Below are 18,097 nucleotides of genomic sequence, written 5' to 3'. Positions count from 1 at the left end.
GTAAACGAAGTTTAATTTGGAAAAGCACAAGGAGTCCATAAGACGAGGAGCGGAACGTATACTTAATACGTGAGTACAGTGCTTATAGGACTTTGTGCCAATTTTTTAAATTAAACGAGTATACTCTTAATCACTAAACTAGCATTAGTACCACCGAATCCGAACGAGTTGGAAAGCACGTAATCTATCTTAGTTTTCTTAGCTTTCAGTGCAACTAAATCCATATTCACCTCATCCATAGGGGTATCTAAGTTTAAGGTTGGCGGTGCAATCTGGTCTCTAATGGCAAGAGCTGAAAAGATAAACTCAACACTTCCTGCTGCACCAAGCAAATGTCCTATTGATGATTTAGTAGAAGACATTAAAACTTTGGGATTCGCTTCTAAAAATAATTTTTGTACGGCTGCTAATTCTATTCCATCACCAAGTGTAGTAGAAGTACCGTGTGCATTAATATAATCAATCATATCGGGCGTGATAGTTGCATCTAGCATTGCGTCTCTCATCGCTCTATAAGCTCCTCTACCTTCAGGATGTGGAGCTGTCATATGATAGGCGTCACCTGTAGAGCCGTATCCTATAACTTCACCGTAAACTTTAGCCCCTCGATTTAAGGCATGCTCATATTCTTCTAAGACTACAACGCCTGCTCCTTCACCCATAACAAAGCCGCTGCGGTCTTTATCCCAAGGTCTTGAGGCTTTTTTAGGATTATCGTTATATTTAGTACATAATGCTCTAGCAGCAACGAAACCTGCAACTCCGACAGGTGTAACTGGAGCTTCCGCACCGCCTGCTATCATAACATCGGCATAGCCGTGCTTTATCATACGCATAGCATCGCCTATAGCATGTGCCCCTGTAGCGCAAGCTGTTACTGCCGTTTGGTTTGGACCGCTAAAACCGTATTTTATAGAAACAAGACCGGATAAAAGATTAATTAATGAAGCGGGGATAAAGAAAGGACTAACTTTGCCGTTATTTTCTTGATAAAGTTTGATAGAGGTATCTTCGATCATTTTAAGCCCGCCGATTCCTGAACCTAATATCAAGCCGGTTCTATCACGAGATTTTTCATCGTCGGGTAACCAGCCGCTATCTTCAACTGCTTCGGTTGCGGCTGCTACTCCGTAATGGATAAATTTATCCATTTTACTTAGTCTATTAATGTCATCTGCTTGTGTGAAATTTTCAAGTTTAAATCCATCTTGCTCAGAGTTATCTATAAGTCCGGCAATTTTACACGCAAGTTTAGAAGTGTCAAATTCTGTAATAGTTTTTATACCGCTTACTCCATCTACAATATTTTTCCAAGACGAGTTAACATTAAGCCCAACAGGAGTAACAAGTCCAAGTCCGGTAATAACTACTCTTTTATTTACTCTTTGATTCGACATTTTTAATTATCTATTAGGGATTTGTTATGCAGATTAAGATTGGCGTTCTTTGATATATTGTATAACATCGGATACGGTTTTAATTTTAGTGGCTTCATCATCAGGGATATCAATACCGTATTCAACTTCTATTGCCATCATTAACTCTACGGTATCAAGGCTATCAGCTTTCAAATCTTCTATAAATCTTGAATCCGTAGTTATTATCGATTTATCTTTATTGAGCTTTTCAGCAACCATTTCAATAACTTTCTGTTCGATCTTATCCGTTGTACTCATAATTTTGAACTCCATAAATCATTTAATTTTATATGCTGTATAATAGCGGTGATTCAGCTATTAGACTTTATTTTAACTGTATGAATATTTATTTAAAATATTCATCACATTTTATCTTTAAAAGAACTTCTAGCACAAAAAATTATTTTATGCTAGCACAAAATAATCTTATTAATTTTTATACCATTAACATACCGCCGTTTACATGTATAGTTTGACCGGTAATATATGATGCCTGATCGCTTGCTAAAAATGCAACTGCGTTTGCCACGTCTTCCGGCATACCGTAAGTGCCTAGCGGAATTTTTTGTACTATAGCTTCTCTTTGTTTTTCATTTAGTTTATCGGTCATATCTGATTTAATAAATCCTGGAGCTACTGTGTTAACCGTAATGCCTCTGGTTGCAACTTCGTAAGAGAGTGATTTGGTCATACCTATTAAACCTGCTTTAGAAGCACAATAATTAGCCTGCCCGGGGTTACCTGAAATTCCTACTATTGAAGAGATGTTAATAATACGTCCATACCTGTTTTGTATCATTTTTTTTATTGCTTCACGATTTAAAATAAAATTTGCTTTTAAATTAATATCAATAACTTTGTCAAAATCTTCATCTTTCATTCTAATTGCTAGCGTATCGCTAGTAATACCGGCATTACATACTAAAATATCTAACTTTGATGCTTTAGATATTAAATTGCTACATTCTTCCTTATCGGCAAGATTACACACTTCTATCGTATAATTATCTTTTACAACCTTTCCAAGGGATTTTAATTTTTCCTCATTACTACCGCTAATAATTACATGGCTTCCGAGTTTGTGCAGTAACCTCGCTATAGCTCCGCCTATGCCTCCTGAAGCTCCCGTAATTAAGGAAGTTTTACCTGTTAAATCAATCATTTGCTTCCTCCGTTTGATCAAGATTTATATTAGTAATTTTTGACGATTTTTCACGTATTATTTTCTCAATTTCGTTGGAAATTTGTGGATGTTCTTTTAAATATTGTTTGACGTTTTCACGCCCTTGACCTATGCGTACGTTCTTGTAGGAAAACCAAGAGCCGGATTTCTCAACAATATCAAGCTTAACTCCAAGGTCGATTATCTCGCCTTCTTTTGAAATACCTGAACCGTACATTATATCAAAATCTGCAGTTTTAAATGGAGGAGCTACTTTGTTTTTGACTACTTTTACTTTGGTTTGGCTGCCTATTACTTCTTCTTTGTCTTTAATGGAGCCGATTCTTCTTATATCGATCCTAACAGAAGCATAGAATTTTAAGGCATTACCGCCTGTCGTAGTTTCAGGACTACCGAACATCACACCTATTTTCATTCTGATTTGATTGATGAAAACAGTAATACAATTGGTGCGATTAATTGATGCAGTAAGTTTACGCAAAGCCTGGCTCATTAACCTTGCTTGAGAAGCCATTTGAGCATCACCCATTTCGCCCTCAATCTCTGATTTCGGTACTAAAGCCGCAACACTATCTATTATTATCATATCAATACCGCTGGAGCGAATTAACGTATCGGCAATTTCTAGGGCTTGTTCACCTGTATCGGGCTGTGAAATAATAAGCTCATCAATATTTACGCCTAATTTTTTAGCATAAGCAGGGTCTAATGCATGCTCGGCATCAATAAAAGCACATGTACCACCCTTTTTTTGAGCTTCTGCAATTAAATGCAATGTTAGAGTGGTTTTACCTGAGCTTTCAGGACCAAAAATTTCGATGATTCTACCTTTGGGAACACCGCCGATTCCAAGAGCTATATCTAGCCCAAGTGAGCCGGTCGATACGGCCTCTATATCAACATGCGGACGCTGCCCTAGTTTCATTACCGAACCTTTACCGTAGCTTTTTTCAATTTGTGCGAGTGCTGCGGCAATGGCTCTTTCCTTATCTGTATTTGACATAAATTTCCATATTATAAACTTACCAATTAAAATATAAGCTTGAGAAAGAAAAATCAAATTTTATTTATGTTATTGTGCTTGTAAGATTAAATCTTGACTTCCATAATAGGTGATGCTTAGATGTTAAATTTACTTGTGTTATGGTTAATTGATTTGGACTTGCTTACTATGTTACCAACTGAATTAACCTAGGACTATTAACAAAAGAAATTTTAAAGCTAATTAAATTACTTGTTAACAGTCCCATAGTTCTCGAAAAAGATAGATTTAGTAAAACCCTTATTAAATAACTTATCACATATGGTACCATAATTTCTGCAAACTGAATATATCGCTAAAGATAATTCATCATCTATATCTTATAAATTTAGATGGCATATTTTAATTATTTTAAGCATTTGCTTACTTTTGGTATCGATGGATGCTACAGTCTTGTATGCTGTTATGCCTACTATAATCCTTGATTTAAAACCATCTAATTTATAACAATTATGGATAATCAATGCATATGCATTAGTATTATCAGGTCTTCTCATTACCGCAGGTGCATTAGGAGATAGATTTGGTCGTAAAAGATTATTACTTTGGGGGCTTTTAGTTTTTTCCATCGCTTCAATGTTAGTTTATGTATTTGATAGCTCATGGGGATTAGTATTATGTCGTGCTTTACTTGGGTTAGGAGGATCAGTGATGATGCCTTCCACTTTATAATACACATGAACGTATGATCGCAATATCCGTGTGGGGAATAATGGCAACCGTAGGAGCAGCTATAGGACCAGTACTAGGAGGAGTATTGGTTGAGCTTTTAAGTTGGCAATTTGCATTTTTTAATAAAAATGCACCTATTGCATTAGTAATTATTGCTTTTGGTATAGTTTGGATTCCTAAATCATCTAATCCTAGTAATGAACCCATGGGATTGGATAGGAGTATTTCAATCGTTTTTTGGGATGGCAGCTTTAGTTCAAGGCATTAAGATGTTGGCTAAATACGGTATTATGAATATAGCATCCGGCTGAATGCTATTAATTGGCATTGTGTTACTAATAATATTTACCTTACGTTATGCCAACTTAAAAGTGATGATCCGTTAGTGGATATGCATTTATTCTTAATTAGCAATTTTAGTATAGGAGTAATAGTTTATTTGTTGATTACGTGTGTCTTAGGATCCATAATGTATCTTATGTCCTTATGGTTACAGTTTATCAAAGGGTTAAGTCCTTTGTATGCAGGTCTTTATATGTTGCCTGCAGCAGTTTTTGCTTTAATTGCATCTTTAGTTATGCCATATTTATTCACACGATTTATCGCACGTGTAATAATGTTTAGTAGGCTTATCTTTACTACTATATAATTGATTGTACCTAGTATATTAGACTATAGAGATTTATTATCGAATACTATATTATATATCTTGGATTGCGTGGTATAGGAAGTAGTCTATGCCTCTCTACACCGTAACAGTTATGATGCATGCAGTACCGGCAGAGAGATCTGGAGGTGCAGCAGCATTACAAGAAACAGCATATGAATTAGGTATAGCTGTTATTGTGAGTATTACGTCTTTATATATATAGTAACAATTTAGTAATGCCTCACGGTGTTTCTGTATCAATTGCAGAAATAGCTCATGACTCAATCGGTGAAGGAATAATTCTTGCTCAACAACTACCACCTTCATTTGCTCACGAATTAATTAAGGAGGTTAATATTACTTTTATAAATGCAATTTTAATATAGTAGCTATTATTCTAGGAATAATCATGCTAATATTGGCGTGTGTGATTATGTATGTTCTTCCTCCTTTTAAAGCATCTACCTCTCTACATTAATATGATGAAACTGGTATAGAAACCTTACCGTCTTTTGCTATTTTTGCACTATTTACCATAATGGTTAATAATGATCTTAGTGCTTATTTTTATAGTAGGTAGTTAATAAAATGAGATGATGATATTTTCAAGGTTATAAATCATTACTAAATATTTTTTCTCATTCTGTTAAACGTTGTTCTATTCTTTCGATATAGCTTTTTGTTATAGGTCTTTCTAGTAAATCTGCTATCTCGGCTCTTAGATTTTTTTATTTTCATTTAAAATAAATGCTATGATGAGTCTTGAGATGGTTTTAGTATTGTGGTCAGACATATTTGTTCCCGATTAATTAAACTTAAACTGCTTAAGTTTCAACCACCGAAGAGAAATAAACTCTTGGCGGTCGGGGGAGTAAGAAAACCATCAACGATAGCCATAATAACCTTTAGGTTCTAAGCTTAAGCTTTAAACCTTGGACATAACTATTATAATCCCGACCGTGAAGTCGAGGATTGCATCAGTTTTGTAAGAAATGTTCTCACTTTTGGCAGAGGTTTCGACACCCCGAAATAGCACTTTGCTACTCTAAGCATCATTTTATATATAACTTTCAAAAAGTCAATTATGGTTTGTTATGGTACTAACAACGTTCTATGTTTCTATACCTAAGGAGTTATATGGTGGATACATCGGCTAATAACGGCATTTCGCAATTTTGATAGTCAATCTCTGTGTAACAAGGATTAAATATCTCAAATATTTCTATAATGCTTTCTTTATATTCTTCAGACTTGGGATTTGCTGTTCGTATAATTGTTATTAAGCGTGCAAAGTTGCTGATAGTCTGAAAACTATCATCACCGCCAAGACTCTTACATATTTCATGCAATATTCCGCTTGAATCATCTAAGTTTATTGCTATAGCGGATGGGGAATTTAATTTTACAATTTCATTATTTAAATTAGTTAGTGGTAGTATTGAGAATTCATATTCCTTAATAGATTTTGCTAGTTTTATAATATCATTTAAATTATTTATTTTTATAACTTCATCGAATATAACTGCATTCTGCTTAAAATTTTCATATAGTAGTTCTACAAATGCTAATTCTTTATTCTTCATTACTAAATCTAAATTTTCATTTTTTATATTTCTTCCCTTATACCAATCCCATCCATATTTAATGCAATACCCTAAGATCGTACCTACAGCTAATGTTCCTAATGCTATTCCAGCTATATAAGCACCGCTGCTATATCCACCGTCATTTGTATCATTGTTAGGTCTTTCTGTAGTAGTAGGGTCAGTGTAAGCTTTACCGAGTTGATCTAAAATATTTTGACCTAGTGCTGTAGGAGAGACATTATCTAAAGAGAGACCTAAGTGATTTAGAGTATTTTCAAGAGTATTTATAAACGATTCACGAGGGATTAAAGTTTCTTTATAAGCGTTATAGTTTTGTAAAGCACTCATAGCTTCTTCTTTAGTGCATTCATTTAAACCTAAGAAATCAGCTCCGCTAGTTTCGGTAATATTGCCTTGAGAGAATATATAATCATTCATTACTTTATAAAGTTGACTAAGAATACTAACCGTACCGTTTTGATGAGGTGTTACGGCTTGTTGTAAAAGTATATGAGGATTATTTTCAGCATCGATAAAAACATTATGTATTGGAATATTTAAACCATTGTTGCACTCTTGGTATAGTATTGAAAAATCATTTGGGGACTCATTGAAAGATTGTTCAATGTTTTTCCAATTACACTGTGTATTATCCACTATATAACCTTTTTTAAAAGCTCCTTCAATAGTACTATATACTGATGAAAATATAGTACTGCTTAATTTATGAATGATGTGGTTTACATTACCCGGTAAACGGCTTACTATTTCATTGCTAAATATAGGCATAACGCATTTAAAATTTATATTTAATATAGATGCCATAATGTTACTCCTTTAATTAATGAAACGTGGTTTCTAAAGTATGTTAATGTTTTTGTCAAGATAAAGTTAAAATAAATTAATATATGGAAAGATTTGAGAAAGATGATTGTTATGCTGTAATGTTTCGTTTTTTCGTCATTGCGAGGAGAGACAAAGTCTTGACGTGGCAATCATTTTGTACTAGACTTCTTGCATAACCTATCTTATAAAGAGGAATTTACAGGAAACGGATGTGAGTACCGGATTGAAGTACAAATTATCTTTAGAAGGAGGTTATGCAAGAAATCTACTGTTTCATGAGGTTGCCACGCTCCTTACAGTCGCTCGCAATGATGATTTGGTGTCCATGCAATAATACCTTGCGGGGATGACATAGAACGAGCTATACAATATTACTTACCTATGCAGAAATTTTTAAAGATCTCGCCTAGTATTTCTTCTACGTTGATAACACCCGTAATTGCACCGATGCAGCGTGCCGTCATTCTAATATCTTCAGTTGCTAGAACTAAATCATTATCTAAGCTAAAAGCCGTTAAATGTGAGAGAGCTTGTTGTAAATAGTTACGATGACGCTGATTTGTTATATAAGGAGTTTCGGTCAATCCTGTCATATTTTCGGCAATATTTTCAATATTTTTTAATATACTTGAAAGAGCAATATTATTTTTTACTGAAACTCTTAAGCATTTATATTTATTTTCAATAGAAAAGATTTTACTAGCTTCGATTAAATCGATTTTATTAATTATTGTGATAGTATTTTCATCAATTAAATTAATAATATCTTCATTTATAGAGGAGTCTAATTTTTCGGCATCAAACATTATAATTTTAATATCTGCTGTTTTAGCTGAATTTATAGCTCGTTTTATACCTTCCTGCTCGATAATGTCACTACTTTCTTCTCTTATACCTGCTGTATCCTGTAAAATAATAGGATAGCCGCCAATGTCTAAATGTCCCTCAATTATATCTCTAGTAGTTCCTGCAATATTTGAGACAATCGCTATATCTCTCTGCATTAAGAAGTTTAGTAAGCTAGACTTACCAACGTTTGGCGGACCGATAATTGCAAGCTTAAGACCACTTCGTAGTAATTCTCCTTTTCTGTTATCATTAAGATATTCCGATATTGTATTTACAAGAATTGTATGAGTATTAGTAACTTCATTAAGGACGGTATCAGGTATATCTTCATCCGGGAAATCTATATAAGCTTCAAGCAGAGAGAGAATTTTTAAAAGCTGACTACGCCAATTATTATATAATGCTTCAAGTTTGCCGCTTGCTTGTCTAATGGCTTGCTTATGCTGCATTATAGTTTCGGCATTAATTAAATCGGCTATCCCCTCTGTTGCTGTTAAATCAAGTTTGTTATTTAAAAAAGCTCTTTTGGTAAACTCTCCTGCTTCTGCCAAACGAATACCAGCTATATTTAATAATGCATTTGTCAGCATTATAGATATAGCTTTACTGCCATGCGTGTGAATTTCGACTACGTCTTCCCCGGTAAAGCTACCAGGTGACTTAAAATAAACAACCATAACATTATCGATTAGCTCCTTAGTTTCAGGGACTGTAATTTGTTGATAATACATTAATCTCGATTTAAAGTCCTTTCTACCGGTAAGTAGCTGTAAAACTTCTAAACTTTTAGGACCAGAAATCCTAAAAACTGCTACGCCTGCTTTACCGAATGCAGAGCTTTGTGCAAATATCGTTTCCACTTATTTTCTATGCCTCTTGCTTAAGTTATTTTATATAATATAATAACAACAGAAATAATCATATTATTATTTAAGAAAATCATGACCCCAAAAACAACCTCTTTAAACTTTAGCCGTTTAAATTGTCAAATCCCGAATTATAACACTAAAATTCTAGAACTTAGCAAGGAACGTGAGTCAAGTTCCATATATATAGATTTTGTTCAAAAGTTTTTAAATTATATTCCGATAGATTATGATTTTGAGAATAGAGCAAAATTATTCCAAAATTTTGCAGATGAAGCCTTTAAGTTTTTTAAGCAAAGGATAGCAAGAGCAAGAAAAATAGCAATAACAAAGGCAGTTATCGAAAATGATCCGGCAATAAATGTCTTGATATTACTTGATAATAAGCCGCATATTGTTGATTTTATCATATGTCTGCTTAAAAACATGAATTTACAAACTAAGTTTTTACTCCATCCGGTAATAAACTGTGTCCGAAATAGTAAAGGAGAATTAGAAAAAATATTAGAAAATTCTGTGTCGGATGAAAAATCAGACTCAATACTACATTTAACCATTTTAGGAAATTTTGACGATAAAACTACTACATTTTTAACCGAGGCTATAAATGAAAGATTAGAAAAGTTAGAGCAAAGCTATAGCCATTTACCGCAATTACGCACAAAATTACAAGATTTATCTAAAAATATAATTGATAATTATAAATTAAATTTTAAAGAGGCTAAAGAATTCTTAAATTGGTTACAAAACGATAATTTGGTTTTATTAGGGACTCTTGATTTTGAAGTAAAATCTTTAAAATTAAGCAATGAAATAGGAGCAGCACAAATATGGCAAGAAGTAAAAGACGAGATTGATGATATTATAAAATGTTCTGCTAATCCTTTATATCAAAATCAATTAATAATACTCGGTAAAATAAATAGTGCGTCGCTTATCCATTCAGATAATTTAATCGACTATATCTTAGTGAAAAATTTTGACTCTTCGGGTGAATATATTTCGGGAAGTATAATTTTCGGTATATATAATTCAAATATGTATTACCATTCAATAAGTAATATTCCAATCCTACGACAAAAATTTAATTTTGTAATTGAGAAAGCCGGTTTTGCATTATCTGGTTATAATGCCGATAAGTTAAGAATTTTAATGGAGTCGTTACCGAGAGAAGCTTTAATACAAATTGATCAAGGCGATTTATATTGTATGTGTTTACATATGCTCTCAAGTATGATGAGTAAGAAGCTTAAATTATTTATTCAATATGATTGGTCTAGTTCTTTTCTTAATATCATAATTTTTCTGCCACGAGAACGTTTAACGGCTGAAATCCATAATATGATAGATTGTTATTTAGCAGAAAAATTCGGTAGTAAAATTTTATCCAACTATATCACCGAAGTAGCCGGTAATTTTTCTTATCTTTTTGTAACGCTTGAAGCACAAGGGGAACATAAAATAAATTTTGAAGCAGAAATAATACAGCAAGATTTAGATCGTATCTCTACATGTTGGAGTGAAGATTTTTATTTTAAGTTTTCTAAAAAATTCGGCGAGTATCAAACAGGTATTAATTTAAAGCTTTTTGATAATGTTTTTTCGGCAGATTATCGGCAAAAATTTTCTCCGGAAATAGCTTTAGTAGATATTGAATATCTAACGGAAGCAAGTAAGTCACAAAAATGTATGTTTAATCTAGTTTCTGTAAATGAAACGGAATTTTACTTAAAAATATATAGTCCAAAAGTAAAACTTGCACTTTCTAACATATTGCCGCCAATAGAAAATTTAGGTTTTAAAGCAATTGATGAACAAACTTTTGCAATTAAGGAGGCTCTCGAAATCAAAGAAAGCTGGATATATAATTTTATCTTAACTTCTATTGTACCTGTAAAGGATAATATTACCGAATTAAAAATAAATGTTGAAGAAGCTTTAGACAAAATGGCACTTGGGATGCTTGCTAATGATTCTTTAAGTAAATTAATAGTGCTTGCCGGTTTTAATTGGAAGCAAGTTAAACTCGTCAAAGCTTTAACAAGATATTTACATCAAACGGGATTTAGTTACGGTAAAGGCTATGTACAGTTAACGTTACTTAAACATCCCGAATATACAAAAATGTTGGTAAATCTATTTGATATAAAATTTAATCCTAAACATTCGGATAATAATTGTGACGTAATTAAAGATAAACTAAATAATTACTTAGTAACCGTTGAGATGAGTAGTGAAGATAAAGTACTACGTAATATGCTTGGTATAGTTAATGCTATTACTAGAACAAATTACTATCAACCACATAAACATATTTTTTCATTTAAGTTTGATTCTTCAAAAGTACCGGATTTACCTAAACCTGTTCCGTTTGCCGAAGCATTTGTTTATTCTAGAAATTTTGAAGCTGTGCATTTAAGAGGCGGGCCCGTATCACGCGGAGGGCTTAGATGGTCGGATAGAGCAGAAGATTATAGGCTTGAGGTCCTTGGGCTTATGAAAGCACAAATGACTAAGAATTCTGTTATTGTCCCTGTCGGTTCTAAAGGCGGATTTTATGTTCATTTTACTGAGGAAGGGCTTACTCGTGATGAATATATGGAAAAAGTGGTAGAATGCTATAAGAATTTCCTTAGAGGTTTATTAGACATAACTGATAATATCATTGACGGTAAAGTAGTACATCCAAAAGACGTTATTATTTATGATAAAGAAGATCCTTATTTAGTGGTTGCTGCCGATAAAGGTACAGCCTCATTTTCGGATTATGCTAATAGTGTGGCAAGAGAATATAATTACTGGCTTGATGATGCTTTTGCTTCCGGTGGTTCTGCAGGTTACGATCATAAAAAAATGGCTATTACTTCCAAAGGAGCTTGGATTTCCGTAACTAACCACTTTAAAACTTTAGGGTTAGATGTCCAAAAAGACCCTATTACCGTCGTAGGTATAGGAGATATGTCGGGAGATGTGTTCGGTAACGGTATGCTCAGATCAGAGACTATTAAGTTAGTTGCTGCCTTTAATCATAAACATATATTTATTGATCCTACTCCTGATCCTTTATCAAGTTTTAATGAGCGTTTGCGTTTATTTAATTTAAAGGGGTCTAATTGGTCTGATTATGATTCTAAGCTTATTTCTAAAGGAGGCAAAGTATTTGAACGCAGTAGTAAATTAATAAAATTATCGCCGGAAATTAAAAAATTACTTGATATAAATGATAATGAATTATCACCGGAAGAATTAATTAAAGCTATTTTAAAAGCAGATGTTGATTTATTGTGGAATGGCGGAATAGGCACTTATATCAAAGCTAAAACGGAAAATAATTTAGAAATCGGTGATAAAGCAAATGATAACCTTAGATGTAACGGTGAAGAAATTAGAGCAAAAGTTATAGCAGAAGGCGGTAATGTTGGGGTATCACAGAGAGGTAGAGTTGAATATGCTAAAAAAGGCGGGCGCATAAATGCTGACTTTATTGATAATTCAGCAGGTGTTGATTGCTCCGATCATGAGGTAAATATCAAGATTGCTTTAAGTAGTGCGATAACCTCAGGAAAAATTACTTTAGAAGAACGTAATAAACTTCTAAACGATATGACAAAGCAAGTTGAGGAGTTAGTATTACTTGATAATTATAAGCAAACCGAAGCAATAACAATTATGCAACTATCTCCTACTTTAACTGTTAATATACTTAGTCAATTTATAGATATTTTAGAAGAAGAAAAAGTATTAGAGCGGGAAAATGAATTCTTGCCTAGTGCAGAAGAATTGAATAGCAGAGCTATTAGCGGTGAAGTATTAACTCGTCCTGAGCTTTGCATATTGCTATCATATAGTAAGAGATCTGCTTATCATGAGTTAATTAATTCTACTTTTTCCCATGATAAATATTTTGATGCATATCTTATAGATTATTTTCCTGAAATGATGCAAAAAAAGTTTCGTAATGAAATTTTATCTCATCCACTTAAACATGAGATTATTAAAACTGTTACTATAAATAAAATAATGAATCAGCTTGGAGGACCGCTTATTAGTATTGTAAAGCGTGAGATTGGGGCTCCTCTTTGTGATATAATAAGGTCATATACCATTATTTGTGAAATTTTTGATCTTGATGATATATGGGAAACGATAAGTAAGCTACCTACTAATATTGATTACAATGTAAAAATCGACATGTTTACCGAAATAACGAAATTAATGCGTCGAGGTATTGCGTGGTTTATTAAAAATTTAAAACATCCTATTAATATTAGTGAAACTATAGAAGAGTTTAGAGTTCCTGCACAAAACTTAAGAAAAACGGTAGATACTTTATTAGTCGGAGAAACTAAAATAAGATTTGAAGAAAAATTAAATTATTATACCACTAGCGGGGTAGAGGAATCATTGGCTGCTACTATCGCTACATTTGACAATTTAATTTCAGTATTTGACATTATATATGTAACAAAACAGACTTCAGGGAATAATAAAGAGATAGCAAAAGCTTATTTTGTTATAAGTGATATGTTTAGTCTTGATTGGTTACGTAAAGCTTGTGATAGGCAATTGAACGATTCATTTTGGCGTCGCTTAGGTATTCAATCGCTAAAAGATGATTTATATGACAAACAACGTAGATTATTAATAAAAATAATTAATAAATCTAAAACAACTATTGATTTAGATTTATGGATTGATAATTATAATAATAACTTAGTTAGAAATTTGCTTGATTTTATTAAAGAAATTAAAGCTCAAGAAACTATAGACTTAAATATAATTATTTTAGCAAACAAGAAATTTGAAATATTCTTACAAAAACTTGAGTAAATTACGTCGTCAATGCTTAAGCAAATTAGGTTAGATTCAGGTAAAACTTTAAATCAGGTATCTAGTGATTTAAAAATTAGAAAAAAATATTTAGTAGCTTTAGAAGAGGGTGATTTTGATGCTTTACCGGGAGAAGTATACGTAAGAGGTTACTTAAAATTATACTTGGATTATCTTAATGTAAAAGATAGAAATGCAGAGCAGATAGAAACTACTAAACAGAACGAAACCGAAAAATTATTAAATAATAAAAGAGCTACGGTGATAAATTATAAACGTAAAAAACAATTAGTACTTATATCTATTATAATGTTATCAATTATTATTGTAAGTCATCCATTCATAATTAACGCTTAAACAAAAATGGATAATGAAATATTAGACTGCTTACAGAATGAAGCTAATAAAGAGGCATTTGAAGGAGACACGGAACGCGGCACCGCAGCGTACATAGACGTACTTGAGGATGCGAGTACGGGATCGACGTACAAATTACCTTTAGAAGCAAGTTATGTAAGCAGTCTAAAGAAATTAATGGAAGAAGTAGAACATAAACTCGATGATTTGTTGAGTATGCTTGTAAATAATCAAAATGAAGTTCAAAAATTACAAAACGAAAATAAAGCATTAAAAGATAATTATATAATAATGCTAGATCAAATTAACATTTATATTAATGAACTTGAAGAAATAAAAAAACAGCAAAAATAATTATGTCAATTGTTACGGTAACATTAAATAACAAGAGTTTTCAATTATATTGTAATAATGGAGATGAGGAAGAATTACTATCTTTAGCGAATAAATTGAATGATAAAATAGCGGAAATTAAACTTGGTAGTCCCACAGCCTCTTTTGAGCTATTATTAGTTATGGCATTACTTAATGCACAAGCTGAAATAGCTAGTCTCACAGAAAAACTTAATAAAAATGGTCTTCAAAAAAATCATCCCGACGAAGAAAAATTCGCAGAAACCTTAACTACTATAGCAGGTTACCTAGAAAACCTTGCACGTAAAATGGGAAAGTGATATACTAGCTCTTAGCTGCTTGGTTCGTGAGCTTAATATTAACCTAGGACTACCACTAACTTTTAGGACATCGTCCCTGTCTAATACTAATTCAGTTTAGATATATGAAGTCCACCTTTACATAAAGGTCTTTGAAGGATTTTAAGTAACGGCCAAAGCGGTCATGTATACTCGTTTAATTTGAAAAATTGGCTACGTTGTCTTTTGCTGATAATCCTCACGTACTAGTATGTACACTGCGGTTATCAGCTTCAAGACGCCTTGCTCTTTTCCAAATTAAACTTCGTCGTCTACCTACTTTTCGTTTACTCACAGTATACCTTTAAAATGAAACAAACAAAATCACGCAATAAAGTTCTCGGTGCTTTTTTAGGCACTATTATTGAATATTACGACTATAGTTTATATGGTTTTTCAGCGGCAATTATCGCTGATAAATTCTTTTCAGTCAGTACTGATCTATTAACAAAGCTTGTAAATGTTTTTGCCGTTTATGCAGCAGCATATTTATCAAAGCCTATGGGTGCTTATATTTTTGGACGTATAGGGGATATATACGGTCGAAAAAAAGCCTTAAGTTTTACGATTATCGGTATTGTAATCCCTACCTTAATAATAGGTTTATTGCCTGATTATTCCTCGATAGGAGTTTGGAGTACAATAATTTTAATTTTATGTCGCTTCATGCAAGGTATTTTTATTGGAGGGGAATATGACGGTGCAGCGATTTATGTTATTGAACATTTAGGAGCAAAATACCGATTTACTGCCTCGGCAATCACTAGATGTACAGGAGTAATGGGTTTATTATGCGGAATCGGTGCAACTAATTTCTTTAATTCTCATATTTTTCCGGAGTGGAGTTGGCGTATTCCGTTTTTACTAAGTTTACCACTTGCATTAATAACTCTTTATTATCGCCGGAAATTTGATGAAACACCGGAGTTTAAAAAAGCACACTATAGCCAAGATTCTATTGAAAAACTTAGCTCTATAATTAAAAAGCAATGGAAAAATATTGCACGGTTAATATTTTTAGCCGGAGGTTTTGGAGCAACATATCAAATTGCGATCATCTTTATGAAGCAATATTTACCGATCGTATTACCTTCAGTCGGTATTATTATGAGTGCTTTTTCGGTCTTAATAGTAATATGTTTTGCTGTTTGCATGCCGATTGCCGGTTTTATTGCCGATCGCTTAGGAGCTAATTCAGTATTAAAAATCGCATTTATATGTACTATTACAGCAAGTGTATTTTTTGTGATAGCAGTAAAATATCAAATGACTAATTTAGGGCTTGCAGCTAGTTTAATGTTAGCTGCATCAGTTGCACCTTTTAATTCTCTTGCTCATAGTATAGTTATTAAGTCTTTTGTAGTTAAAGAACGCTATCGTGTTATAAGTTTAGGACATAATATCGGCTCAATGTTAATGTCCGGTACTGCTAATTATATTTGTGCAAAGGTAATAAAATCATTTGATTTTAACCTATTCCCGATTTTATATCTTTGCATGTTTGCCGTACTTGCTTATTCTATGACCATATTATTTAACCGTAATAGGTAAAAAATAAATCTTGACGATAACTTTAAATGTTATGCATAAAATTTTTCATAAATCTATAATTGTTATTATCTTATGTATACAAGGAAATATTAGTTTTACCGATGCAAACGGAAGTATATACGTTAGATATTGGTCATTGCAAAGAACGTAAATATAACTATGAAGATCATTTGGAAGAATTGTTGAAGCAAGAAATTTCTTTAGCAATGCAGAAGAATGGTTTAAGAGTTAAGCTATTGTATAACAAAGATATTAGAACACAAAAGCTTGATGATTTAGTATCTCGTTTCCGTAGCTCCTATAATAATACTTATACTGCTTTATATACGCCTTTATTATGGCCTGAAGGAAAAGCTTTCTCAATGACTCAAAATATAGGTGAACCTGTTATAATGTTAGGAGAAAAAACAGGAGCTGATATATTTGTATTGCTTCATTATGTGCAAATGATAAAGACTAATGGAGCTCGTACATGTGACTTTTTAATGAGTGCTTTGGGTTGTTCAGTAAGTAATGTAGATAATATATTTATGTCTATAGGAATAGTAGAAGCAAAAAGTGGTAGAATATTATGGACTAATGCAACGCCCCAAGCACAACCATTTAGTAGCTCTATTTTCTCTTCTCGTGATAAATCAGAAATTGGCAATTTTTATTCAGTAATAAATATGCTTTTATCTCCATTATAAACTGAATTTTGTGTCGTTCAGGGGTGGTTGGTGTGGCTTATTATTCCTCTCTGTCATTCCGTGATTTATTCACGGGATCCAGTAAAACATATAGTATGGGTAGACAAAACACATCTAATTTAAGTGCATAAACTATAAATCATTTTTATCAAATAGGAAAAATTCACCTATTTCAGGGGTAATCAACTTATTTTCATCAATATTATGTTTTTTCATAGTGTGTCGGAGTTCCAAAGGAGCGGCATTAAATGCTTCATCAGCTAATTATAGAAAATATTTTTAGCGCCTAAGTCCAAATGAGTAAATACGGCTTCTTCAGGATGCATATGCACCGGTTTCATAAACCATCTTGGTTCATAAGCCCCTATCGGAATAAGGCTTATTAAAATATTATGTTTTTTCCCGATCTCTTTAAAAAGATTATCGTTATAACCCGCATCACCTATAAAACAAATATTTCCTATCTTAGTTTTAATGATCAAAGTTCCCTATAATGCTTTATTTTTATCAAATATTCCTCTAGCCGACAATGCTGTGTCGGTTCTAAATAAAATTCTACATCGCCTTTAATTTCATCTTCTTAGAAACTTTTTGAATTTAGCTGTATTTCTTGTTCTTTATATGACTCTCCCCACCCTAAGGTAACAATTTCTGCATCGGTAATATGTTTTGTGATTATTACGTCATTCATTAGCGGTGTAATAATCTTAGGCTTATCTTGTACCCATAAATCTTTAATTGTTCTGATGTCTAAATGGTCATAGTGATTATGGCTTATTAATATAACATCTATTTTAGGTAAATCGGTAAAATTAATACCGGGTTTTACCACTCTCGTTGGTACTGTAAAAGTAAAAGGACTAACCC

General features: G+C 32.7%; 18 protein-coding genes, 1 other RNA gene and 1 pseudogene. 11 read left to right on the top strand and 9 right to left on the bottom strand.

What is annotated here, in order from left to right:
* Positions 1-110 precede the first annotated feature (110 nt).
* From fabF to RSA_RS09775, 5 genes are all read right to left on the bottom strand, one after another.
* Positions 111-1,397: a beta-ketoacyl-ACP synthase II gene (gene fabF, locus RSA_RS05865; protein WP_014365007.1), complete on the bottom strand. Its 1,287-nt coding sequence runs from the start codon at positions 1,395-1,397 to the stop codon at positions 111-113.
* Positions 1,398-1,430: 33 nt separating this feature from the next.
* Entirely contained in the window at positions 1,431-1,691 is a 261-nt protein-coding gene (gene acpP / locus RSA_RS05860) for an acyl carrier protein (protein ID WP_012149091.1), read from the bottom strand.
* Between the two features lie 163 nt (positions 1,692-1,854).
* Positions 1,855-2,580: a 3-oxoacyl-ACP reductase FabG gene (gene fabG / locus RSA_RS05855; protein WP_012151300.1), complete on the bottom strand. Its 726-nt coding sequence runs from the start codon at positions 2,578-2,580 to the stop codon at positions 1,855-1,857.
* Positions 2,573-3,604, bottom strand: coding sequence for a recombinase RecA (recA, locus tag RSA_RS05850; protein ID WP_014365006.1), 1,032 nt, complete (start codon positions 3,602-3,604; stop codon positions 2,573-2,575). The genes fabG and recA overlap by 8 nt, the downstream gene beginning before the upstream one ends.
* Before the next feature lie 359 nt (positions 3,605-3,963).
* Positions 3,964-4,212, bottom strand: coding sequence for a hypothetical protein (locus RSA_RS09775; protein WP_014365005.1), 249 nt, complete (start codon positions 4,210-4,212; stop codon positions 3,964-3,966).
* On the opposite strand from RSA_RS09775, the gene RSA_RS10110 reads away from it, so the two are divergent.
* From RSA_RS10110 to RSA_RS09765, 4 genes are all read left to right on the top strand, one after another.
* Positions 4,139-4,315, top strand: coding sequence for an MFS transporter (locus tag RSA_RS10110; protein WP_269208636.1), 177 nt, complete (start codon positions 4,139-4,141; stop codon positions 4,313-4,315). The genes RSA_RS09775 and RSA_RS10110 overlap by 74 nt on opposite strands.
* 40 nt (positions 4,316-4,355) lie before the next feature.
* Positions 4,356-4,583, top strand: coding sequence for a hypothetical protein (locus RSA_RS10105; protein WP_014365004.1), 228 nt, complete (start codon positions 4,356-4,358; stop codon positions 4,581-4,583).
* A 469-nt stretch (positions 4,584-5,052) separates the two neighbouring features.
* Positions 5,053-5,187, top strand: a complete 135-nt coding sequence (locus RSA_RS10100) for a hypothetical protein (protein ID WP_269208623.1) — start codon at positions 5,053-5,055, stop codon at positions 5,185-5,187.
* A gap of 13 nt (positions 5,188-5,200) precedes the next feature.
* On the top strand, positions 5,201-5,350 hold the full coding sequence (locus tag RSA_RS09765) for a hypothetical protein (RefSeq protein ID WP_231284225.1): 150 nt from the start codon (positions 5,201-5,203) through the stop codon (positions 5,348-5,350).
* 725 nt (positions 5,351-6,075) lie between these two features.
* Here RSA_RS09765 and RSA_RS05830 read toward each other — a convergent pair.
* Both RSA_RS05830 and mnmE read right to left on the bottom strand, forming a co-directional pair.
* Positions 6,076-7,375: pseudogene (locus RSA_RS05830) on the bottom strand (DUF5460 family protein).
* 392 nt (positions 7,376-7,767) lie between these two features.
* On the bottom strand, positions 7,768-9,105 hold the full coding sequence (mnmE, locus tag RSA_RS05825; protein ID WP_014365002.1) for a tRNA uridine-5-carboxymethylaminomethyl(34) synthesis GTPase MnmE: 1,338 nt from the start codon (positions 9,103-9,105) through the stop codon (positions 7,768-7,770).
* Between the two features lie 81 nt (positions 9,106-9,186).
* Here mnmE and RSA_RS05820 point away from each other — a divergent pair, with 81 nt between their 5' ends.
* The 7 genes from RSA_RS05820 to RSA_RS05795 all read left to right on the top strand — a co-directional run bounded on the left by RSA_RS05820 (position 9,187) and on the right by RSA_RS05795 (position 17,230).
* Entirely contained in the window at positions 9,187-13,941 is a 4,755-nt protein-coding gene (locus RSA_RS05820) for an NAD-glutamate dehydrogenase (protein WP_014365001.1), read from the top strand.
* A gap of 12 nt (positions 13,942-13,953) precedes the next feature.
* On the top strand, positions 13,954-14,298 hold the full coding sequence (locus tag RSA_RS05815; protein ID WP_014365000.1) for a helix-turn-helix domain-containing protein: 345 nt from the start codon (positions 13,954-13,956) through the stop codon (positions 14,296-14,298).
* Between the two features lie 6 nt (positions 14,299-14,304).
* Entirely contained in the window at positions 14,305-14,652 is a 348-nt protein-coding gene (locus RSA_RS05810; RefSeq protein ID WP_014364999.1) for a palindromic element RPE1 domain-containing protein, read from the top strand.
* Positions 14,653-14,654: 2 nt separating this feature from the next.
* Positions 14,655-14,972 carry a cell division protein ZapA gene (locus RSA_RS05805; protein ID WP_014364998.1) on the top strand — a complete coding sequence of 106 codons (318 nt, stop codon included), beginning with the start codon at positions 14,655-14,657 and terminating at the stop codon, positions 14,970-14,972.
* A gap of 9 nt (positions 14,973-14,981) precedes the next feature.
* A non-coding RNA gene (ssrS, locus tag RSA_RS08040) (6S RNA) lies at positions 14,982-15,140 on the top strand.
* Between the two features lie 159 nt (positions 15,141-15,299).
* Positions 15,300-16,541, top strand: coding sequence for an MFS transporter (locus RSA_RS05800; protein WP_014364997.1), 1,242 nt, complete (start codon positions 15,300-15,302; stop codon positions 16,539-16,541).
* Positions 16,542-16,642: 101 nt separating this feature from the next.
* On the top strand, positions 16,643-17,230 hold the full coding sequence (locus RSA_RS05795; RefSeq protein ID WP_014363261.1) for a hypothetical protein: 588 nt from the start codon (positions 16,643-16,645) through the stop codon (positions 17,228-17,230).
* A 260-nt stretch (positions 17,231-17,490) separates the two neighbouring features.
* On the opposite strand, the gene RSA_RS10095 is transcribed toward RSA_RS05795, so the two are convergent.
* Complete coding sequence (locus RSA_RS10095) at positions 17,491-17,712, bottom strand: MBL fold metallo-hydrolase (RefSeq protein ID WP_014364995.1); 222 nt, start codon at positions 17,710-17,712, stop codon at positions 17,491-17,493.
* A gap of 98 nt (positions 17,713-17,810) precedes the next feature.
* Complete coding sequence (locus RSA_RS10090) at positions 17,811-18,062, bottom strand: MBL fold metallo-hydrolase (RefSeq protein WP_014364994.1); 252 nt, start codon at positions 18,060-18,062, stop codon at positions 17,811-17,813.
* Between the last annotated feature and the right edge of the window lie 35 nt (positions 18,063-18,097).

Source organism: Rickettsia philipii str. 364D (genome assembly GCF_000283995.1).
Lineage (GTDB): Bacteria > Pseudomonadota > Alphaproteobacteria > Rickettsiales > Rickettsiaceae > Rickettsia > Rickettsia rickettsii.
Note: the sequence above shows the minus strand (reverse complement) of the source record. Positions and strands in the feature narration are given on the sequence as shown.